The 22,968-nt window shown below is 40.1% G+C and carries 19 protein-coding genes; 14 read left to right on the top strand and 5 right to left on the bottom strand.

From position 1 onward, the window contains the following. The first annotated feature begins 108 nt into the window (after positions 1 to 108). The 11 genes from KHQ31_RS06285 (at position 109) to KHQ31_RS06235 (ending at position 16,329) form a co-directional block, all read left to right on the top strand. Positions 109 to 1,761, top strand: a complete 1,653-nt coding sequence (locus tag KHQ31_RS06285; protein ID WP_213408746.1) for a peptide ABC transporter substrate-binding protein — start codon at positions 109 to 111, stop codon at positions 1,759 to 1,761. A 14-nt stretch (positions 1,762 to 1,775) separates the two neighbouring features. Next, positions 1,776 to 2,696 carry an ABC transporter permease gene (locus KHQ31_RS06280; RefSeq protein WP_213408745.1) on the top strand — a complete coding sequence of 307 codons (921 nt, stop codon included), beginning with the start codon at positions 1,776 to 1,778 and terminating at the stop codon, positions 2,694 to 2,696. Between the two features lie 9 nt (positions 2,697 to 2,705). After that, positions 2,706 to 3,728, top strand: coding sequence for an ABC transporter permease (locus KHQ31_RS06275; protein ID WP_213408744.1), 1,023 nt, complete (start codon positions 2,706 to 2,708; stop codon positions 3,726 to 3,728). 24 nt (positions 3,729 to 3,752) lie between these two features. Next, entirely contained in the window at positions 3,753 to 4,808 is a 1,056-nt protein-coding gene (locus KHQ31_RS06270) for an ABC transporter ATP-binding protein (RefSeq protein WP_213408743.1), read from the top strand. Continuing rightward, positions 4,798 to 5,715 carry an ATP-binding cassette domain-containing protein gene (locus tag KHQ31_RS06265; RefSeq protein WP_213408742.1) on the top strand — a complete coding sequence of 306 codons (918 nt, stop codon included), beginning with the start codon at positions 4,798 to 4,800 and terminating at the stop codon, positions 5,713 to 5,715. The genes KHQ31_RS06270 and KHQ31_RS06265 overlap by 11 nt, the downstream gene beginning before the upstream one ends. Positions 5,716 to 6,259: 544 nt before the next feature. Beyond that, positions 6,260 to 10,573 carry a leucine-rich repeat domain-containing protein gene (locus KHQ31_RS06260; RefSeq protein ID WP_213408741.1) on the top strand — a complete coding sequence of 1,438 codons (4,314 nt, stop codon included), beginning with the start codon at positions 6,260 to 6,262 and terminating at the stop codon, positions 10,571 to 10,573. A gap of 1 nt (position 10,574) precedes the next feature. After that, a complete protein-coding gene (locus tag KHQ31_RS06255; protein ID WP_213408740.1) occupies positions 10,575 to 11,420 on the top strand; it encodes an NEAT domain-containing protein in 846 nt (281 codons plus the stop codon). A 1-nt stretch (position 11,421) separates the two neighbouring features. Then, positions 11,422 to 12,315, top strand: coding sequence for an ABC transporter substrate-binding protein (locus KHQ31_RS06250; protein WP_213408739.1), 894 nt, complete (start codon positions 11,422 to 11,424; stop codon positions 12,313 to 12,315). A 14-nt stretch (positions 12,316 to 12,329) separates the two neighbouring features. Beyond that, entirely contained in the window at positions 12,330 to 13,259 is a 930-nt protein-coding gene (locus KHQ31_RS06245; RefSeq protein WP_213408738.1) for an iron chelate uptake ABC transporter family permease subunit, read from the top strand. A 1-nt stretch (position 13,260) separates the two neighbouring features. After that, entirely contained in the window at positions 13,261 to 13,944 is a 684-nt protein-coding gene (locus KHQ31_RS06240; protein WP_213408737.1) for an ABC transporter ATP-binding protein, read from the top strand. 141 nt (positions 13,945 to 14,085) lie between these two features. Continuing rightward, entirely contained in the window at positions 14,086 to 16,329 is a 2,244-nt protein-coding gene (locus KHQ31_RS06235; RefSeq protein ID WP_213408736.1) for an ATP-binding cassette domain-containing protein, read from the top strand. A 194-nt stretch (positions 16,330 to 16,523) separates the two neighbouring features. Here the strand turns inward: KHQ31_RS06235 and KHQ31_RS06230 are convergent, their stop codons facing one another. After that, positions 16,524 to 16,901, bottom strand: coding sequence for a hypothetical protein (locus KHQ31_RS06230; protein WP_213408735.1), 378 nt, complete (start codon positions 16,899 to 16,901; stop codon positions 16,524 to 16,526). 172 nt (positions 16,902 to 17,073) lie between these two features. On the opposite strand from KHQ31_RS06230, the gene KHQ31_RS06225 reads away from it, so the two are divergent. Beyond that, positions 17,074 to 17,334 carry a hypothetical protein gene (locus tag KHQ31_RS06225; protein WP_213408734.1) on the top strand — a complete coding sequence of 87 codons (261 nt, stop codon included), beginning with the start codon at positions 17,074 to 17,076 and terminating at the stop codon, positions 17,332 to 17,334. Between the two features lie 76 nt (positions 17,335 to 17,410). On the opposite strand, the gene KHQ31_RS06220 is transcribed toward KHQ31_RS06225, so the two are convergent. Genes KHQ31_RS06220 through celB form a run of 4 tightly spaced genes read right to left on the bottom strand, consistent with a single transcriptional unit; the run spans position 17,411 to position 20,477 of the window. Next, entirely contained in the window at positions 17,411 to 17,722 is a 312-nt protein-coding gene (locus tag KHQ31_RS06220) for a PTS lactose/cellobiose transporter subunit IIA (RefSeq protein WP_213408733.1), read from the bottom strand. Between the two features lie 3 nt (positions 17,723 to 17,725). Continuing rightward, positions 17,726 to 18,049: a PTS sugar transporter subunit IIB gene (locus KHQ31_RS06215; protein WP_213408732.1), complete on the bottom strand. Its 324-nt coding sequence runs from the start codon at positions 18,047 to 18,049 to the stop codon at positions 17,726 to 17,728. Between the two features lie 13 nt (positions 18,050 to 18,062). Next, the gene (locus KHQ31_RS06210) at positions 18,063 to 19,151 is read right to left on the bottom strand and encodes a DUF871 domain-containing protein (RefSeq protein WP_213408731.1); all 1,089 of its coding nucleotides are present in this window, start codon (positions 19,149 to 19,151) and stop codon (positions 18,063 to 18,065) included. Positions 19,152 to 19,175: 24 nt separating this feature from the next. Continuing rightward, positions 19,176 to 20,477 carry a PTS cellobiose transporter subunit IIC gene (gene celB, locus KHQ31_RS06205; protein WP_213408730.1) on the bottom strand — a complete coding sequence of 434 codons (1,302 nt, stop codon included), beginning with the start codon at positions 20,475 to 20,477 and terminating at the stop codon, positions 19,176 to 19,178. Positions 20,478 to 20,972: 495 nt separating this feature from the next. Between celB and deoC the strand changes: the two genes are divergently transcribed. Together deoC and KHQ31_RS06195 are read left to right on the top strand one after the other, a co-directional pair. Next, positions 20,973 to 21,656, top strand: a complete 684-nt coding sequence (gene deoC, locus KHQ31_RS06200; RefSeq protein WP_213408729.1) for a deoxyribose-phosphate aldolase — start codon at positions 20,973 to 20,975, stop codon at positions 21,654 to 21,656. Between the two features lie 105 nt (positions 21,657 to 21,761). Next, positions 21,762 to 22,961: a phosphopentomutase gene (locus KHQ31_RS06195; RefSeq protein WP_213408728.1), complete on the top strand. Its 1,200-nt coding sequence runs from the start codon at positions 21,762 to 21,764 to the stop codon at positions 22,959 to 22,961. Positions 22,962 to 22,968 lie beyond the last annotated feature (7 nt).

The raw sequence follows: 22,968 nt of genomic DNA, 5'->3' as shown, positions 1-22,968 counted from the left end.
CAAAAGGAGAATGAACAATGGGTTATGGCGTAAGTATAAACAGTTAAACCGGTTAGATGACGGATAAGGAAACATTGACACTAAAGCAAATACATAAGGAGAGATAAGATGAAAATAACAAAAAGTCTATCAGGCTTGATGCTGGTGTCAGTAAGTGCAGTTGCGATTACGGGACTTGCAGCTAGTCAGTTACATGCCAAGACAGGAAGTACGGTTGATCCTGTCGGAACGATTCACTGGACTGAAGCAGGACCACTAACAACGATGGATCCTGTGAAAGGAGCGGTAAACGTTGATTCCAATGCCCAGGTGGCAATTGGGGAAGGGCTAGTACGAAGTGATCAACAAAATAAACCACAACTAGCATTGGCAGACAAGATGACGATGAGTAGTGATGGGCTAACGGTACACTTCAAGCTAAAGCCTAATTTGAAGTGGTCAAATGGTGACGCACTAACAGCACACGATTTTGTGTTTGGTTGGCGTCGAGCGGTTGATCCGACTAGTCAATCAACAAGTGGCAGTTCATTTTCGGGGATTGCTTTTGCGGATGATATTGTCTTAGGCAAAGAAAAGAATGTCGAAAAATTAGGAATTGAAGCATTAGATGATCACACCTTGGTTGTAAAGTTAGAGCGCCCATTACCGCAATTAAAAAGTCTCTTAACGTTATCGCCATTTTTGCCACAAAACGAAAAATTCGTTAAAGCACAAGGCAATAAGTTTGGCACAACAGCGAAAAACACGATTTCTTCTGGACCATTTAAAATGACCGAATGGGATGGTTCATCAGATAAATACGCATTTGAAAAGAATGATCAATACTTTGATGCAGCACATGTGAAGGTGCCTAAGGTGAAAGTGTCAGTCATTAGTAATCGTAATACCGGCTACAACTTGTACCAATCCGGTGTAATTGATTTCACACCGTTAACGGCACAACAAGTGAGTGCTTCTAAATTCAGTCCTGATTTCAAAGTCCAATCAAATGCGATGGCAGCATCAGTTGCGCTGAACCAAAACAAAGTTCCCGCATTTAAAAACAAGCACATTCGCGAAGCACTTTCGATGAGTTTGGATCGGGAATTATTGACCGACAAGATTCTAACTGGAAGTGCGAAACCAGCACGTACCTTCGTCGCAGAAAACTTAGTTGAAGATCCAAATACGCATAAAGACTTTACCCAAGATATTCCAACTAACGACGTCTTACGTTTCAACCCTGAAAAAGCGCAAGAAAAGTTGACGCAAGGTCTGAAAGACCTGAATCAAAAAAACTTGAAGATTACTTTGTTAGCAGATGATTCAGATGGTGGAAGTCGAACTGCTCAATTCATCAAGGCGCAATTAGAAGCGTTAGATGGGATTGAAATCAGTATTAAGACAGTGCCACCACGTTCACGTATCATGATGTCACAAGCAGGTGACTTTGAAATGACCGTCACTAAAATGGGGGCGGATGTCGCAGACCCAACCGCATTCTTAGATAGTTTCAAAAGTGATAGTGAGATGAATAATAGCGGTTGGGGCAATCCAAAGTTTGATCAGTTACTGAAAGAAGCCAGTACAGTAAACGCAACCGCGCCAGAAGCCCGCTTTAAGCAGTTGAAGGAAGCGGAAGAATTACTAACAGATGAATTAGCAACGATACCGCTATACTACGGCTCACAGGCAGCGCTGCAGAACCCAGAAGTTAAAGACGTTGTCTTTCATCCATCTGGTGCCGCAGTTGATTGGAAATGGGCACATCGTGAGCAATAAAGAGGAGAGAGTAGATGTTTAAATACGTAATGAAAAGATTAAGCATGCTGCTGGTGACGTTGTTTCTAGTCATCTCAGCAACCTTCTTCTTGATGAAATTAATGCCTGGTTCGCCTTTTGCGAATGCAGATAAATTAACACCAGATCAACAAGCAGCCTTAGCTGCGCAATACGGCCTAAATGATCCGTTGTGGATGCAATACGGTAATTACGTATGGCGTGCGTTGCACTTTGATTTTGGTGAATCATTCCAATTTCCTGGTCAAACAGTATCGCAACTAATCAGTATGCGTCTAGGACCATCAGTTCAAATTGGCCTACAAGCTTTAGTTTTTGGGGTCACATTAGGTATCTTGATGGGAATCTTTGCCATGATGCATCATCATCGCCGTGGCGATAAGGTAGTCTCATTCATGAGTATGGTTGGTATGTCTGTGCCATCATTTGTGGTGGCGGCCTTACTGCAATATTTTGTTGGTTTAAAGCTAGGTTGGTTGCCAATCGCTGGGTGGGAAGGATTTAAATTTACCATCTTACCAACCTTGGCATTGACGATTGCACCTTTTGCGTTATCAACACGCTTTATGCGCGCTAAGTTGATTGATGTCATGCAAACAGACTATGTTGCTTTTGCCCGCGCAAAAGGACTAACACCACGTCAAATTGTTAAGAATCATATGTTACGTAACGCATTGTTACCGTTGGTTACGATTTGTGGACCGTTAGCGGTTGGCTTGATGACCGGTTCAGTTGTTATTGAACAAGTCTTTGCGATTCCGGGAATTGGAAATCAATTCGTATCAGCAATCTTAACAAATGACTACCCAATGATTATGGGAACCACAATTGTCTACGCAAGTTTATTGATGATTGTGTTACTGATTACAGATTTGATTTACGGTTGGTTAGATCCACGTATTCGTTTTGATAGATAGGAGAAAAGTATGGTTGAGACACAACAAATAACTGATGCACATTTTAAACTCCTATCACCGGATTTTAAGCATGATACCAAGGAAGATACAACACCAGCTGTGTCATTTTGGCGTGGCGCGTTTGGCCGATTAAAACGACATCGTGGAGCTATGATTGCTTTAGCAATTCTAGGGATTATTTTCTTTGCAGTAACGGCATCGGTTGGATTCGCAACAGAAGAAACAACGTCGGTGCAAAATATTCGACAACAGAATTTACCACCTAAGTTACCAGGTGGGGTTATGGGCTTTGATGGAAGCCAGCATTTAGTGGGAGGTAAAACAATTGATGCGTATGCACAAGCAGGTGTACCGAATGAATTCCACATTATGGGGACTGATGAATTTGGCCGCGATATTTTCAAGCGTATTTTATACGGTACACGTATTTCGTTATTAGTCGCATTAATCGCTACGGTGATTGATTTAAGTATTGGTGTCTTATACGGCATGATTGCTGGCTGGCGCGGTGGAAAAACGGACTTATTCATGCAACGTTTTCTAGAGATTTTGGCAGCAATTCCGAGTCTAGTTATTTTCGTTTTATTAATTCTGTGGATGAAGCCGGGGATGTTAACAATCGCCTTGGGAATTGGACTAACATCATGGGTAACGATGGCACGACTAGTCCGCGGAGAAGTCCTACATTTAAAGTCAGCGGAATTCGTGATTGCTGCGAAAACACTAGGAACGTCTGATTGGAAAATTGCTTGGAAACACTTACTACCAAATATGAGTTCAACGATTATTGTCCAACTGATGTTTACGATTCCGGGTGCGATTTTCTTTGAAGCATTATTGTCATTCATGGGTTTGGGTCTATCAACAGCATCCTTGGGAACACTATTGAATGAAGGGCAAAAGTCATTCCAATTCTACCCATACCAATTGGTGATTCCAATGATTGTCTTGTCACTATTGATGATGAGTTTTAACGCCTTAGGGGATGGCCTACAAGATGCCTTAAATCCAAAAGAAACCATTAACAATTAATAATTAACGAAAGGAGTTAAAGCTATGACAGACACAATCTTGAGTGTGAAAAATCTACATGTATCTTTCGATACTAAACGTGGTCAAGTACATGCGCTACGTGGTGTTAATTTTGATATTAAGGCCGGTGAAACTTTAGCCATTGTTGGTGAATCAGGATCAGGAAAGTCAGTAACAACCCAAGCGATTATGGGCCTATTACCTGGTAATGCGCATATTGATTCGGGAGAGATTGATTTCGCGGGGAAACAACTAGTTGGCGCAACCGAAAAGGAATTTGAAAGCATTCGTGGTTCAGATATCACCATGATTTTTCAAGATCCTATGACGGCGTTAGATCCAACGATGACAATTGGTAATCAATTGGTGGAACCATTGATGCTTCACCGTGGAGTAAGTAAAGAAGATGCTTGGCAACAAGCAGCTGCATTGTTAGCTGAAATTGGTATTCCAGATAGTCAAAAGAGTTTAGACGCCTACCCACACCAATTTTCAGGAGGGATGCGTCAACGTATTGTGATTGCAATTGCGTTAATTACCCAACCACAGATTATGATTGCGGACGAGCCCACAACGGCTTTGGATGTAACCATTCAGGCGCAAATTCTAGACGTGATGCATAAGTTACAGCAGCAATTAGGTACCGCAATTATTTTCATTACACATGATTTAGGCGTGGTTGCTAATATTGCTGATCGTGTTGCGGTTATGTACGCTGGAGAAATTGTCGAAGTTGGGACGAAGCAAGAAGTGTTCTTAAATCCCCAACACCCATACACATGGGGGTTACTGGCCTCAATGCCAAGTGTGCAATCTAAGATGACACGTTTGCACACGATTCCGGGAACGCCGCCGGACTTGTTACACGAGCCGACTGGGGATGCCTTTGCACCACGTAATCCCTTCGCATTGGAAGTTGATTTGATGGCACGTCCGCCAATGTTTACGGTATCAGATACACATCAAGCAGCCACGTGGTTGCTTGATGAAAGAGCACCTGAAATAACGCCACCGGCAGAAATTATCCATCGTTGGCAGGCGTTTAAAGCTAAAAAGGAGGTCGTTGCTCATGACAGTTAAACCAATTGTGTCTTTTTCAAATGTATCAGTCACTTTTGATGCAGACACGAAGCATCAAAAAACAGTATTAAAAGATGTATCTTTCGACATTATGCCAGGAGAAGTATTTGGTCTGGTTGGTGAATCTGGATCAGGGAAAACGACCTTAAGTCGGGCATTATTAGGTATCATTAAACCAGAGTCAGGCAATATTCGCTTTGATGGACAAGATGTTCAAGCAATGAATAAACGTGAGATGAAGCAGTTTAAACAAACGATTCAAATGATTTTTCAAGATCCTAGTGCATCGTTAAATGGACAAATGAAGGTTTCAGACATTATCGCGGAAGGGCTAGATGCACATAAACTATATGCTTCTAAAGACGAACGCCAACAAAAAATCACCGAGATTTTAAAGGTAGTGGGATTGAAAGAAACCGATGGTAATCGTTACCCCCATGAGTTTTCTGGTGGACAACGCCAAAGAATTGGAATCGCCCGGGCACTAATCATGCATCCAAAGTTTGTGATTGCGGACGAACCAATCTCGGCGTTAGATGTGTCAATTCAAGCTCAGGTAATTAATCTAATGCAGGATCTGAAAGAAACATTAAAATTGACTTACTTGTTTATTGCGCATGATTTACCTATGGTACAACATATCTCAGATCGAATTGGTGTTTTGTATCATGGTGAATTAGTGGAGGTTGGGCATGCGAACGACATTTTCAATAACCCGCTTCATCCATATACCCAAACATTAATTCAAGCGATGCCAGTTGAAGATGAACATGAAAAACAAGATTGGCTGCAACCAATCGTCTCATTTGTTGAAGAACAAAAGCTGATGAAAGTGTCAGATGACCGTTGGGTACGTACTGATGATCAGAATCTGGAGCGTTTCCGTATTCATTTAGCGCACGTGTAGAAAAGATTCGTGAAAGATTGATTATTTGAAAAAAGTAGATAAATTCAATTTTTAAACTAAAAAAATTAAAATAAAAATGCGTTTTCATTTATGTTAGCTTACATATGTTGATAGAAAGCAATGTGTATGTTCGTGAACAGTTAAATACATTTGATATACAATCATGACACCGTGTCACTTTATGTGATGCGGTGTTTTTTACTTACTAAATACCTTTTAATTTGAATAATTAGGGTGTACTCTGTAGTAGACTGATTGTGAATGAAATAACTATTGTGAACAGGAGGTGTATGATTAACGTTATATTTTTTGTGTGAATTTTATGCGATTTAAACGATTTTTTTAATATATATATATCGTGATTGTAGGTTGTTTTTGAAATAAAGTTAAAGCGATTTGTGAATATTATAACGGTTCAATTGATTTGGTTAATAAGTGTAATGTTTATTGAGATAGGGCTGTTTAAAAACAGTTATTATGTTATCTGTACACAAATCTTAAATATATAAACATATTGAATTTTGTACAAACAAAGGAATAGAAGATGAAAAAGCATATTGTCATGACACTGATGAGTACATTACTGATCGGTTTGAGCGCGGGTGAGTTCATGGATGTGAACATTATTCATGCGGATGAAACTAATTTAACAGAAGATAACGTTGTCGTGATTCCAGATGAGAATTTACAAAAGGAATTACAACGTGCTTTGGGGACGGGCGTTCCATTAACGAAGGAAAACTTGTTGAAAGTCACAAGTCTAAATCTAACGTATTCTGATATCACTGATTTAACTGGTTTAGAATATGCCAAAAATCTAAAATTAATTGATTTGTCTGGGAATGCCATTGCTAGTATTGAACCTTTAGGACAGTTACATCATTTAGAATCTGTGAGCCTACGCTTCAATAAATCTAAAGTCCTACCTGACTTGGCGCCGTTAAAGACTACATCTGTTGCACAATTGAATTTAGTGGCTAATGCCTATGGGCTAGAACCGGACAAGTTATCAGCGGTTAGTGATTTAACCAATTTGGTAACACTAGAAATGCAAAATACTAAATTGAGTGTCGTACCTGATCTAAGTAAGTTAACAAAATTACGTTCATTGGGGATGGGTGGTAATCAATTAACTGATGTGAGTGCATTGGCAAGTATGACGGAATTGACAGAATTAGAAATTAATTCAAATCAAATTACTAATTTTGAGCCTGTGTCACATCTAACCAATCTAGAGCGTATTGCGCTTGGAAATAATCGTTCTGCCGATGTGAGTTCCTTGAAGAGTTTGACGAAATTGAAAAAAGCTAATTTCTCACAAATGGGATTATCAAATAATGAAATGTCAATCTTCGCAGGTATGAAGGACTTAGAAATTTTGGCAATTGACTTTAATGATCAAATTTCAGATTTAAGCAGCTTAAGTAAGCTAACGAAATTAAGTGATTTAGATTTTAGCAAAGATAATGTGTCATCTTTGACGCCGTTGGCTGAATTAAAAAATCTAAAGTATCTTGGTTTTTCAAATAATAACGTATCTGATATTTCTGTCTTGAAAGAATTAAGTGGATTGGAAACAATCAACATGATGCGTAATCATATTTACGATTTGAGCGCGTTGAAAGATTTGACTAAAATCACACGTGTAAATGCGAAGTTCCAAGCAGTAACGCTGCCGGTAGCGATGATTAATGATAAGAAGGCATCAGGATTAATTCCGGTATTAGTGAAGTCTCGTAACGCAAATGTATTACCAATAAAACTACAATCTGATGGTCAACTAACAGTGAACGATGAGGGACTGTTACTAACTGATATTGATGTGAATAAAGATAATGAAGTTTACATGTCTTGGGAGACCGATGCGGAAGATAAGGCGATTAAATTTACTGGGACATTGACGCAACCTGTTCAACTAAAGGGTGCAGACAAGACTGACGAAAATCAAGCCGTTAAGATTTCTGTCTTAAAGGGTGATGGCAGCAACCTAACGTCAGTTGCAAGTAACTTTATTCAAACGAATGCAGTGGTAGAAACCCAGGCTGACGGACAAAAGACATTGTTGATTAAAGTCATTGTTCCAAAGACTTATGGTGCAGATAGTATCACTTTCTTGCACGGAACTAAGGTTTCAACCAAGTTAGTTGGAGAAACATACGTACTTGAATATCGCTTTGCGTTAACTGAGGATGCTCTTAATGGCACGCCATTTAAGGAAAATATGCACGTTAAGATTAATCCTGAAGTGCTGAATTATGATCATCATTATGATGTTTTCTTCAAGCTTTATGGGTTAACAAATGATGCCGACAAGGATGCAGAACAACCTGCAGAACCTGAAGTGAAGCCTAATCCGGATGAAGAAGCTACTAAGCCTGAGACTGAAGATAAGCCAGAGGATGTGAATAAGGACACAGAATCTAACAATGATGTCACACCATCTAAAGAACAAGATGTTGTGACATATAAGGCCCATTATTTAAAGGTGGGGACAAATGATACATCTGTAATGGCGCAATATATGTTGAAGAGCGCACAAATGTACTATCAAAATGGACATCAATACTTAGTCATTAGTGCAAATGATGACAAAGCCGCAGCGATGATTCAAAACATGTTGATGAATGAAAAATCATACGTGAAGCGTGAAAGTACTAAGTTCTATTTTGATTTGGGAACTAAGAAGTTACAAAACGATGTAACGATTACATTGAACGGATTTGTAAGTGTCTCAGCGTATATTCCTGGTCTTGGTCAATTCAAAGAAGAACAACCATTTACGTTACAGTTAGATGAACGTACTGTTCAAGAGAATAAGACACCAGAAAAGCAAGAACCAGAAAAGCAAGAACCAGAAAAGCAAACACCAGAAAAGCAAACACCAGAAACACCGAATGTTCCTGATAAGCCACAAGATGTGAATAAGGATACAGAATCACATAACGATGTTAATCCATCTAAGGAACAAGATGTTGTGACGTATAAGGCTCATTACTTAAAGTTAGGGACAAATGATACATCTGTAATGGCGCAATATATGTTGCAGAGCGCACAAATGTACTATCAAAATGGACATCAATACGTATTAATCAGTGCAAATGATGATAAAGCAGGAGCGATGATTCAAAACTTGATGTTGAATGGAAAAGGCTACGTAAAGCGCGAAGGAACTAAGTTCTATTTCGATTTGGGAACTAAGAAGCTACAAAACGATGTAACGATTACATTAAACGGGTTTGTAAGTGTCTCAACGTTTATCCCAGGCCTTGGACAATTTAAGGAAGAACAACCATTCACACTTCGCTTAGATGGACGTACGGTTCAAAAAGATAGTGTACCTGATAAGAATAAAAACACTGAAAGTACCGAGCCAGAAAAGCAAGAGCCAGAAAAGCAAACACCAGAAACACCAGAAACACCAGAAACACCGAATGTTCCTGAGAAGCCACAAGATGTGAATAAAGATAAAGAACCACAGCAAGATACAAAACCATCTAAGGAACAAGATCTTGTAACTTATAAAGCACATTACTTGAAGCTAGGAACGTCTGATGCTTCCGTGATGGCACAATACATGCTGAAGAGTGCACAAATGTACTATCAAAATGGACATCAATATTTGGTGGTCAGTGCTAATAATGATAAAGCAGCAGCGATGATTCAAAACTTGATGTTGAATGGAAAAAGCTACGTAAAGCGCGAAGGAACTAAGTTCTATTTCGATTTGGGAACTAAGAAGCTACAAAACGATGTAACGATTACATTGGACGGTTTTGTAAGTGTCTCAACATTTATCCCAGGCCTTGGACAATTTAAGGAAGAACAACCGTTCACGCTTCGCTTAGATGGACGTACGGTTCAAAAGGGTATTGTACCTGATAAGCCAGTTGAACATGACGATGCTGATAAACAAGTTGATGAGCAAAAGAACAAACCTGAAAAAGAATCAGAACAAGACAAGCAACCGGATAAGACTAAGCCGAATAAGTCTGATTCAGAAGATAAGTCTGGCACACCAAACAAAAACAACGTGACACCAAATAAATACCACAATTATGTAGCGAAGTTCTTGAAGTTAGGTACGGATCAAACTTCAGTGATGGCGCAATACATGCTAAACGCAGCGCATGTTGAAATTAAGGGGAACCAAGCGACAATCACTATTTTCGCCAACAATGAAGCAGCGGCGAATATGATTACGCGTTTGATGATTGGCGGTCAAAAGGCCGTCCGTTCTGGTAACAGTTTCACAGTAACTTTGCCAAAGTCAGTTTTGACAACGACAATTGTTGGACACGTGGACGTTGATGTACCGGGCGTTATTAAGGAATCACAACCATTCTCATTACGCCTAATTGCTGGCTTTAAGGGAACACCTAAAACAGAAGATGCAGTACATGAAGAAGTTGCTCCGCAAGTACCAACACAAGATGGACAAGTACACACGAATAATAAGGGTGTAACTAAGTCACGTGAATTACGAGTGAACAAGAATACTGTTGAATCAGCCGATGCAACGACACCAATCGAGGTAGTGAAGCCATTGAATAATGCAACAACGACAAACCAAACGGATACTGTTTTGCCAATGCATTTTGTTCCTACAACTAAGGTGGATGCTAACCTTGATGACGATATGGATTCAACAGATGTAGCTAAGGCATCAGACACCAAAGAACCAGCCAAGAACACAATGGAACAATTAATTGATGCGGCGCAATCTAACGATGCAGCAATGACCAATTCAGCGGAAGAACAAGCTGATATCAATAATGCGTTCTTGTTGCTAGGAAGTGTTATTGCAGCACTGCTAGGATTTATTTCAGTTACATTAGCTTGGCTAATGTTTAAAGGATAAAATGATGAACATCAAGAAAAATATTTTAATTACACTGTTCCTGGCAATCAGTGCATTGTTTGTGGGGGTGCCGATCACTAGTGCGAACACACAGACAGTTCCGCTATCTGTGTTGAAAGAGGGAACAAACCAAACGTCTTACGCGGCATCATATTTTTCAAATGTTGCCAGTGTCACGCCGCTGGGTAATGGCCAATATACTATTACTTCAAGCGTAACAACAAATAAATCATTGGGAAATTACCCAGTCCAGATTATGAGTATTAATGGTGGGGCAGCTAATACGTCGAAGTCAGCTAACGGTCAGACGCAAACTATCACTTACTCGTTTCAAACGAATAATTTAAGTGCACGACAGAATGCGGTCATTAAGGTTGATGTGGATAGCATCAATTATCATCATGTTTACAATGTTGGGCTACAAATTGATGCTAGCTCTATTAAAGAACCTACCCAGATGAAGTCTACGAAAAAAATGACTACACGAGAAGTAGCTTCGCAAGCTGACAAGCAAGCCAAGAAACAAGAAATTACGACATCCAAGCGAGCAGATATGTCATCTACAGAGAAGACAAAAGCTATGTCTGAATTATCAGACGTCGAAACAAAGAAAGCATCAAGCGAGCATGAACCTGCTAAAAAAGAATCTGCGTTTGGATATAGCACAAACAAGAAGTCTGCAGACAGTCAGGCAAAGGAATCTAGAATGACGGAACGTAGTAAGCAGAATCATGCAGCTAAGAAGTCAGACGTAACGAATAAAATTCTTATCTTTATTGGTAGTGGTTTAGCAGTCGGTATTTTAGCGGCAGGTGCTGTGATTTGGTTTACATCAAGAAAGAAATAATATGACAAAAACACAATTACGATTGATGGCCGGATGTGTACTTGTACTTGTCTTATTGGCTGGGGGCTGGTTATGGTTGGCGTTTGCTCAAATGACGCCTGGTAATTCAGATCAAGCATTTAAGCGGGTAGTAACAACAACTAATGCACAGAGTGAAGTGTTTGATCAATTAGGAATTGAGCAAGTTGTAGGTGTTGCTACGCCGGGTACGAATAAACAAGTACCAACTCGTTATGCTGAGTTACCGCAAGTAGGCAATCATGTGTCACCCAACATGGAAAAAATTGGGTCGCTAAAGCCAGATGCCGTCTACGTGGATGCAGCACTGATTGATGATTACAAGAAGCGATTAACTAGTGATGGTATTAAAGTTGAAGTACTTAATTTTAAAACAGTCGCTAATTTACAAGATAGTATCACTAAGTTAGGTGATACTTTTGGTAAAGAACAAGAAGCGGTTAAATTAAACAGAACGTTAGATTTAAAAGACCGAAAAATGACTAAGCATCCCAAAGTGTTACTTTTGATGGGTATGCCAGGTGGATCATTCTTAGCTGGAACGAAGTATAGTTATGTTGGGGATTTAGTCGAACGTGCCGGTGGTGAAATTATGACCACTAGTGATGCAAAGAGTGACTATGTCCAACCAAATATGGAACAACTTGTTCATGAACAACCCGACGTGATTATTACCATGGCTCATGCGATGGAAGATAGTGTCTTTGCAAGTTTCAAAGAAACATTGCAATCCGCTAATTGGCAACAAATGCGCGCTGTAAAAAATAAGCATGTTTATCAAGCTAAAGAACCAATTTTTGGCATGACTGCTAATTTGAATGCACCACAAGCATTTAAGCAAATTCAAGATTGGCTTGCGGAAGTAAAGTCTAAATAAAAAGGAGACCAGTTATGCCTAAAGCATATACCGGCGTCCTAACAGCCGCCCTTATTCTTAGTATTGGGGCGGCTTTCTTGTTAGGAAGTACGTATATAAATCCACAGAATTTGATTCAAGCGAAGCCAGAAGCGTGGCAATTAATCATCCATTATCGACTACCACGGATTATTACCGCTGTCGTAGGTGGTGCAATGATCGGTTGGAGTAGTGTGTTGATTCAACTTGTATTACGCAATCGATTAATTGATACGTCTATTTTGGGGATGATGAATGGCGCTCAATTTTTGATGTTGTGTCTGATTGTGTTAATGCCCATGCTTACGACAATTAATGTCTTGGTAGCGAGTTTCTGTGGCGTCATTATTAGTATTGGTTGGCGGATTGTTATGCCAAAGCAACGTACAACTATGCAATTAATTTTGATGGGAATTGCGACAGCAATGACCTTCCAAGCGCTGACGCAATTAACAACAACGGGCTTTGGCGTGCCACTACCAACTCTGAGTACGGTAACTTTAAGCCAGACTATCCAACTACTAGTTATCTTATTAATAGGATTAATGGGATTAATTGTTGTCTGGCCTAATCTGAAATACTTTGCATTGTCATCAGAACAGCTAAGTCTGTTAAAAATATCAGAGCATAAGACAGTATATCTTGTTCTAGGGACTGTGGGACTATGGTCTGGAGCGGTGACAAGTCTCTTAGGGGTTATCTTCTTTTTAGGCGCAGTATTGCCACAGATTACACGGTTTATCGCACCGCATGCTAAGTCACAAGCCTTGTTTATGCCAACTGGCTTATGCGGCAGTCTATTGTTATTGAACGCTGATACAATTGCACGAACAATTGTGGCACCAACTGAATTATCAACTGGTGCGGTGTTGTTAGCGATTAGTGGACCGTTGTTTGTTCTGTTACTTATGAAGGGTGGTAAATAGTATGGTAGAACTAAATCATCTTTCATATTCAGTAGGTGACAAAGTCATTTTAAATAATGTTAGCGCGCAACTAATCGATCATGAAATCACCTGTTTAATTGGACCGAATGGTGTCGGAAAATCAACATTATTCAATTTGATTACAAAACAGCTTCAACCAACTACTGGTGAAATTAAAGATGTGCCAGAAAGAATTGCGCTGTTAGCACAACATAATGAACTCTTCGAACCGTTAACGGTTCGTGAATTGTTGACGATTCAAAGTAATGATATCGATGAAGAAGTCGTAGACTTATTACAGTTAACAGCTTTACTGGATAAGCAGATGGATCAGCTATCGGGTGGACAACGCCAATTAGCTTGGTTAGGTTATGTCTTACATCAAAAACCAGACCTATTATTATTAGATGAGCCAACAACATATCTTGATCTGCGTTACCAACAATTATTCTTACAAGCGCTAACGACCTTACAAAAGCAACGCCGATTCACGGTCTTGATGGTCTTACATGATTTAACGCAGGCTTTTAATGTAGGGGACAATATCTGGTTGATGAATAATCAGGAGAACCTATTGTCAGGAATAGTTCCGACTATGTTAGATGAGAACTTGTTGTCAAATACATTTGGCGTACCTTTACACATCGTAAACGTTGAGCAAAGTGTATTAATAGTCCCTAAATAATTAGATAAACAAAATTAAAGGCGCCTTAGGGCGTCTTTTTTTATTTAAAATCATTTGAAATAGTGACACTGTGCTTTTGATATGTGTTCTGTATAATTAAGAATGTAAGTGTTGTTATTAAATGAAGGTATGGGTGGGAATATGCCAGACAAAATTGTACTGACGAATGCACGAGAAAATAACTTAAAGAACATCAGCCTTGAAATTCCAAAGAATAAAATCTCTATTTTTACTGGGGTTTCAGGATCAGGGAAGTCATCAATTGTCTTCGATACAATTGCTCAAGAATCAGGACGTCAAATGAATGAAACATACACGGGGATTGTACGTACATTTTTGCCAAAATATAAGCGGCCTGATATTGACGATATTACAGGTATCTCACCGGTAATCATCGTTAATCAAAAGCCGATGGGTGGGAATGCTCGTTCAACGATGGGGACCACAACGGACATTAATTCATTGTTCCGTATCTTGTTTTCACGTGTCGGACATCCCCACATTGGTGATTACGCTAACCAATTCTCATTCAATGATCCACAGGGAATGTGTCTAACCTGTGAAGGTTTGGGACGAATTATCACCCTAAACATTGATGCTGCGTTTGATAAGACAAAGTCATTGAATGAAGGGCCGTTCATCTATCCTGGTTACAAGGTAGATAGCATGCAATGGCGTATGTTCGCAGAATCAGGTTTCTTTGATAACGATAAAGCGTTGGAAGATTACACTGATGAAGAGTGGCACCAATTCTTGTATGGCGAGGCAACTAGGGTTGAAATCACCTACAAGAAGTCAAAGCTAGAAGTTACGTACGAAGGTTTTGTAACGCACTTCATTCGTACACAAGTGAAGACAGACAAGGAACAAACAAAGACATCAGCCAAGATTATGGAAGACTTCAGTATCGCTGAAGAATGTCCTGATTGTCATGGTGCGCGTTACAACGATGATGTCCTAAGTTCAAAGATTGATGGGTATTCTATTTTTGATCTAACAGATATGGAATTGGATGACTTAGTAGAAGTACTATCTAAACTATCTGTACCTGAAACAGCCAAGGGGCTTATTGATGGTATCTTGGGCCGTGCCAATAACTTGATTAATATTGGGCTTGGCTACATGAATCTAACGCGTGAAACAAGCTCACTCTCAGGTGGTGAATCACAACGTGTCAAGATGATGAAGAATCTATCAAGTAGTTTGACCGACATGGTGTATATCTTTGATGAACCGAGTACTGGACTACATCCTAAGGACGTGCATCGTTTGAATGAACTACTGCGTCAAATTCGTGATAATGGTAATACTGTCTTGGTCGTCGAACATGACCCAGATGTGATTAAGATTGCGGATTATATTGTGGACGTTGGCCCTAAGGCAGGCGTGCACGGTGGTAACGTGATGTACACTGGTGATTACGCGGGGTTACTAAAGTCAGATACATTGACTGGACGTTTCCTAGATAACGCCATGCCATTCAAGGAAAAGCCACGTGCTATCACCACAACAATCAAGACGAAGACAAGTCATTTACACAATTTGAAGGATGTAGCCTTGGAACTACCAGAACATGTTCTGACTGTTTTGACAGGAGTAGCTGGTTCGGGAAAGAGTTCATTGATTCAAGGAGTCTTCTTACAAGAACATCCTGAGGCAATTTACATTGATCAAAAGTCAATTCATACAAATAGTCGCTCAAACCCAGCGACATACATGGATTTGATGACACCAATTCGTAAATTGTTTGCGACAGAAAATGATGTCGATAATGGTTACTTCAGCTACAACTCAAAGGGTGCATGTACGGAATGTAATGGAACTGGAAAGCTGCAACTAAACATGTCATACATGGACCAAAATGATATTGAATGTCCACGTTGTCATGGCACACGTTTTGAAGACTTCGTTCTACAATACACGTACAAAAATAAGAACATTGTGGAAGTGATGGATATGACCGTCGAATCTGCGTTGGACTACTTTGAAGCAAAGCCAATCTTGAAGAAAATCCAACAATTAGTTGATGTAGGACTGGGTTATCTAAGTCTTGGTCAAGGGTTAGATACACTATCAGGTGGTGAAGCCCAACGTTTGAAGTTGGCTAAGGAACTATCTGGAAAGAACGGTATCTATGTTCTGGACGAACCAACTACCGGACTACACATGTCAGACATTAGTTTGATTCTTGAAATCCTAAACCGCTTAGTTGATAACGGAAATACGGTCGTTATTATCGAACACAATGTTGATGTGATTCGTCAAGCAGATTGGATGATTGATATGGGACCAACTGGGGGTAAGGCTGGTGGGCAAATCATCTATACAGGGACACCAGAAGGTTCTGTAACGGATCCTAATTCTGTGACTGGTAAATACCTATAAAAGTAAATTAATGCGTTAGAGGACGTTAAAATGCGGCTACTTAGTATTAACTGAGTGGTCGTTTTTGTATTGGTTAGTAATTCACGATAATAGTAACGCTTAACTCAAGAAGTTTGCATGAGGGATACACTGAGTTCCCTATTTAAGAATTATAAACAGACAAAAACCCACTAAAGCGTGAGCTTTGGTGGGTTTTATTTCTTTGCAATAATTTTGTATGATTCGTAACCTGAAAGACCTAGTGCAGCAATTCCAGATGCCAAATTAAAGATACCGTTGTTAATTGAGCCAGTAGATACAATCGTAAACATTGTAAATAGGCCAAAGAAAACAAAGAGTGCAATAAATAAGAAGAGGATTGTTGGATGATTTTTTCTAAAGGCTTTTTGTTTTTCGGAATCATCAATTGTCTTGATGAACAAAGTAGGCACATAATTTATGATTAATAATACAAAGAAAACGATTGTCCATTGGACTGTGTCTGAAAATTTATCATCTAGGAATTGAAATAAATTAATGGCAATTAAGACACCAAGTCCGCTAGTGATTGAACTAAGTGTTGTTTTTTTCATAATATGTATCTCCTTTTAAAAAGTAGAATGTCTTTGAATATTGTTAATTTTAATATACTTGTGTTTTAATAAGTTGTAAAGTTTCATGCGTGTTTTATATATTTCGATATACTTGAGACAATCTATCATATGGTTGTGACATGAAGAGTCACATAAGAGGGGAAGTATAGCCATGTTAAATCCAATTGTACCGATATTGATTGCCCTTGTAGGGATTATTGCAGCACAGATTAATAAAAGGTATTGGCCAAAAGATAAGGCAAAAAACTTACGATGGCAAGGAAACGCTAGTCTAATCGTGGGTGTTGCATATCTAGCCTTCAACATTGTAATGGGCTACGTTATTACACCACCAGATGTTGTATTCATTGGCCTATTAGTCATCTTAGGGAGTGTGTTTATTGTTATCTCATACCGAATGAACAGTAATTGATTCACGGGTGTTTATTTAAATACATACTAAAAGCCCCACACAAAGGAGAGAGTTTTGTGTGGGGCTTATTTTAGTTTTATACCTTTGTTTCGTAGAGTTCGATGAACTCCTTAACAAGGTCTTTATAAGTGATTGCGTTCATCAAGTGATCTTGAGCGTGAACCATGTATAGGTTCACTTCAGTGTGTTCACCTTGTGCTTCTTTAGTTAGCATGTCAGTTTGTACATTGTGTGCTTCTGATAGGGCACTGTCAGCCTTTGACATGAAATCATGCGCAGCTTCGAAATCACCAGTCTTAGCCGCAGCCAAAGCCTCGTGAGCCAAACCCTTTGAGTTACCAGCGTGCATGATGATTCCCATCACAACTTGCATGTATTGTTCATCCATGGCTTAGTCCTCCATCAAATCTTCGGCGAACTTCAAAATCTTTTCACCGTTCATCATTCCGTAGTCCATCATGTTCATAACGTCCATTGGAATCCCCTTAGCATCTGTCTTAGCCTTGATGTCATCCTTCAAGTATGAAACTTGAGGGCCAAGCAAGACAACGTCAGGAATCTTATCTGAGTTCAATTGTGATTCTACGTCAGCAGTAGACTTAGCAAAGACGTCGTATTCCTTACCATCCTTAGCCGCAGCTTCTTGGATCTTTTGAACCATTAGTGATGTAGACATTCCAGCAGCACAAGCTAGCATAATTACTTTTTCAGCCATGATAAGGCCTCCTTTATTGTTGGGTTAGAGTGAATGTTTGCCATGGCTTGATACTTTCAAGCACAGGTACATTTGATGTTTTTACATGTCCAACGACATTGTAGTGGCCGTCATTTGTCCAAGGCTTAAGCGCGACTTGTAGTTCGCCCTTATATTGACCAAATGAATCATTTCCAATGACGATGTCACCGACTTGAATATCGTTCAAGTTGTGCGCAGGGACAGATTCCTTCGCGTATTTAACGCGTGGTTGAGATGATCGAATCATGTAACCAGAGAAGTCACCACGGTATAGGTGAATTTCTTCAGTCACAATCTTCTTTTCCAAATCTGAAATACTATCTGATAACTCGACTTCTAGAACCGGGTAGGGGGTTAGATAAGCATCACGGATCGTTTCTAGTTCGCTAGCTTCAAGTAATGAACTTGAGATAAACAAATTGTCGATCACATTCAATTGCTTAAGCAGTTGAACCTGGCTCGTTGATGACATTTGACGTTGTGCTTCCATAGAAACCATCTTGTCAGCCAATGGCCAAGGCCCAAGCTTTCCTGTATCACCATCGATGAAGGCAGATGTTTCTAGATTGTATTGTTTATAACGCTTAGTTGTATCAACGAAGTAACCTTGTTCTAAACCAGTACGAACTTGGGGGTAGAAATTGTGTGAACCAATCAAGTTACGTGGGTTAGGACCGAAGTCCCAAACCATATCAATGTAGTGTTGGCCACGTGAGATATTTGTTTCAATTTTAATGTTGTAAGGATTGTACGTCATCTTCGCTTCTTCATAGCCAGTGAATCCTTCATCAAGTCGGATAGAGGCCGCTCCCAAATCATTGAAGAAACTTAGATCGTCGTACGTAATCCCCAATTGCTTAAACAAGTTAGGGTTGATATCAATGGTTGTGGCCATATTCAGGCTATTACCATGTTGGATAATGTTCTTAAACTTAGACACGACTTCTGCTGTATCACCCGTCACTTCTAATAGTGAGGTAAAGATACGTGTGTAGCCTAAGCGACTAGCTGTGTCTAAATAGTCTCGCATGTCTTCAAATGAAGATTGCGATGGATAGATTGAAACACCTAATTCATGCATCTGTTAACCTCCTGTATATCTAAATTAGTTTTCAACTGTTGCCAATTCCTTCTTGTATTCCATGCGGTCAACATTACGCATGAATGGAATGTATAGGGCAACGTCGATTACGATCAAGACAATTTGTAGTAGGGCACCAGAGATGTGTGAACCTGTAGCCAAGAATCCTGAGATGATTGGTGGTGTAACCCAAGGAACAACAACTCCGACAGTTGCGTGGACAAGTCCAGTTGCCATCGCTGTGTAAGTGATGATGGCGTTAATAACTGGCACCATAACGAATGGAATAATCAAGCTAACGTTCAAAACAACAGGGACACCGAACATTGTAGGTTCGTTAATGTTGAACATACCAGGAGGTGTGATCAACTTTTCAAGGGTCTTGTAACGCTTAGACTTAGCAACAATCCACATGGCCAAAACTAGTCCAAGGGTTGCACCTCCACCACCTAGGTAGACGAAGAAGTCCATAAATGGTTGTGTCACGATGTGTGGCATAACGGCATTTGGATCAGCTTGGTAAGCACTCAAGTTTTCAGCCATCAATGCCAACCAGATTGGGCTCATAACAGCACCAGTGATGTTACCACCGTGGATACCAATGAACCATAGAAGAGAAGTCAAAATTGTCACAACAATCGCACCAGTCAATGAACCACCAAAGGCGCTCAATGGTTGTCCTAGCAAAACTTGTAGAACTTGGTGAATGTTTTCAAATGGTGTGACGGCCATTCCGGCGTAAACAAGTCCCCAGAAGACAAGGATTACGAAGCCAGGAATCAAGGCAGCGAATGAATTTGATACTGCAGGTGGCACACCGTCAGGCATCTTAATTCGAATGTTGTTCTTAACGAACCAATTGAAGATGGCTGTACTGATCAAGGCCACTAGAATTGCGGCGAACAAACCACCAGCTCCCAAGAAGCTGTAAGCAATTCCAGTTTGCAAACCTTCAGGCCCACCCATCAAGTCTGGGGTGATTAAGAAGAAACTTGCAAGAGATAGGACACCGGCTGATAGGGCATCACTACCGTGTGATTCAGCGTAACGGTAGGCGATTCCAAATGAAGCAACCAAACCAATCAAACCGAAACTTGAATTAACGATCTTTACCAACCAATCAAAGATACCGTTGTCCATCAACCACATCTTAAATGGGTCGATTGAGAATCCGTTGGCAATCAACAAAGCCATTGAACCAACAATAACAAGTGGCATACTTAGTGCGATTCCATCACGGATAGCGTTAAGCGGCTTGTTAGCGGCAAGTTTAACCCCGACCGGCTGTAAATACTTTTCTAAAAACTGTGTAACTTTATCATTCATAACTGTTTCCTCCGAAAAAACAATGAATTTAAGAAATAAACATATACTACAACTTCCTTACACACATAATGTAACCGTTTTCAAACTAAAAGGAAAGCCTTATTTATAGGTTTTTTGAATGGCATATGTATACCAAAGGTATACCAGTTCTTTTTAAGGAACTGGTTTAAAATGGCACAGTGTCACTTATGCAAATAAAGTGACATGTATAGACCAATCCGCTGAATTTTATCAAAAAAATTTTGGTTGTTTCACAAAATCAAAACTGGTCCGTACCGCTTTATATGAGGGGACCAAGCCACCTTTTGTGTTAAAACGTTTCACAAAATACCTTTTAATTGACAATCCTGGCTACGGCAGTTAAACTTACTTTTGTAAGCGTTTGCAAAAAACGCAGCGGGTGGCAGTGGTGTGGCGTGGAGACTGTCGTTAATCATGAGAGCTAGGGCAATCTCATAGACACTTTTATTTCTTACATTATAAGGAGATCACGTTATGACGATGACACTACAAGAATTGGCCAAGACAATGGACCACACCCTATTGAAGGCCAATGCAACTAAGGAACAAGTGATGCAAATTGTTGCGGAAGCCAAGCAATACGATTTTGCGTCAGTGTGTATTAACCCATACTGGGTTTCAACGGTATCTGATGCTTTGAAGGGCACAAACGTTGCCACATGTACGGTAATTGGATTCCCTTTGGGTGCCAATACAACAGCGATTAAGGTCGCGGAAACAGTAGATGCCATCGAAAATGGTGCGACAGAAGTTGATATGGTCATCAATGTTGGTGAACTAAAGGCGGGTAACGTTGCAATGGTGACAGATGAAATTCATCAATTAGCTGAAGCAGCGCATCAACGTGGTGCAATTTTGAAGGTGATTATCGAAACAGCTTTACTAACACATGAAGAGATTATTCTTGCTAGCCAAGCGACGGTAGATGGTGGTGCAGACTTCGTTAAAACATCAACAGGATTCTCAACTGGTGGTGCTAAGGTTGAAGACGTACGCATTATGCGTGCAACAGTTGGACCAGATTTAGGCGTTAAAGCATCCGGTGGTATTCACTCACGTGAAGAAGCCTTAGCGATGATTGAAGCAGGCGCAAGCCGTTTGGGCGTTAGTGCGTCAGTTGCGATCATGAATGAAGAAGAATACGCAGGTGACTACTAAAAATTAGTCAGCATGAGAACTAAATAAGGGAACAAAAAGGTAGGGGCTGACCCTACCTTTTCTTTGACAATTATATGTAAACGTTTACTTAAAGGGAGAGTGACGATGGCTTATAAGCGTATTTTTAGTATTGTATTAGACTCAGTTGGCATTGGTGAAGCACCAGACGCAGCAAACTATGGGGATGTCGGATCAGATACCCTTGGACATGTGGGAGCGCATTTCCAAGGAAAATTAAAGTTACCAAACCTACAAAAAATTGGCTTAGGTAACATTGCACGCGAAACGCCTATCTTGGGCGTTGAACCAATTAGGCACCCTATTGGGGACTATGGCGTGATGCAAGAAACGTCGGCTGGTAAAGATAGTATGGACGGTCATTGGGAAATGATGGGACTACCAGTCAAAACAGAATTAGCAACTTATCCAAATGGTTTCCCCACAGAAATCATGGATAAGCTAGCTGAATTCTCAGGCCGACCATTATTAGTTAATAAGCCTTACTCCGGAACAGATGTTATCCGTGATTACGGCCAACAAGCTGTGAATGAAGGCGCGCTCATTATTTATACATCTGGCGACTCAGTCTTACAGATTGCAGCGCATGAAGATGTAGTTCCGTTAGAAGAGTTGTACCGCATTTGTGAATATGCACGTACGTTAGTTAATGATGCACCTAATATGATTGGGCGTATTATTGCGCGTCCATTTATTGGAGAAGATAGCACAAGTTTCAAACGTACATCTAACCGTCATGACTTTACATTGAAGCCAAATGGGACAACTGATTTAAATCGTTTGTCTGATGCTGGGATCAAGGTGATTGGAATTGGTAAGGTCAATGACATTTTCTCTGGTGAAGGAATTAGTGAAGGTGTGCATACTGAATCAAACATGGATGGGATGGACCAAGTTGATAAATGGATTGCGACTGATTTCACTGGCTTCGCATTTGCGAATTTAGTTGATTTTGATGCGATGTATGGGCACCGCCGTGATCCACAAGGCATGGGAGAAGCCTTAATGGCCTTTGATGCCCGCCTAGGTGATGTGATGGCTAACATGAAGCCGGATGATTTACTACTCCTAACAGCCGATCATGGGAATGATCCTGGCTTTAAGGGAACGGACCATACACGTGAGCAAGTGCCATTGTTGGCGTACTCACCAAGTATGGGCACTGGTCATGACTTAGGTGTGAGGCATTCATTTGCTGACTTAGGACAAACCATTCTAGAAAACTTTAATGTTACCGGTGGACCAGCCGGTGAAAGTTTCTTAGCTAACTTAACTAACGGGAAATAATTGGGAG

It is taken from the genome of Weissella ceti, assembly GCF_018394055.1.
Taxonomy (GTDB): domain Bacteria; phylum Bacillota; class Bacilli; order Lactobacillales; family Lactobacillaceae; genus Weissella; species Weissella ceti.
The sequence above is the reverse complement of the archived record's forward strand: the minus strand, read 5'-3'. Positions and strand labels throughout refer to the sequence as shown.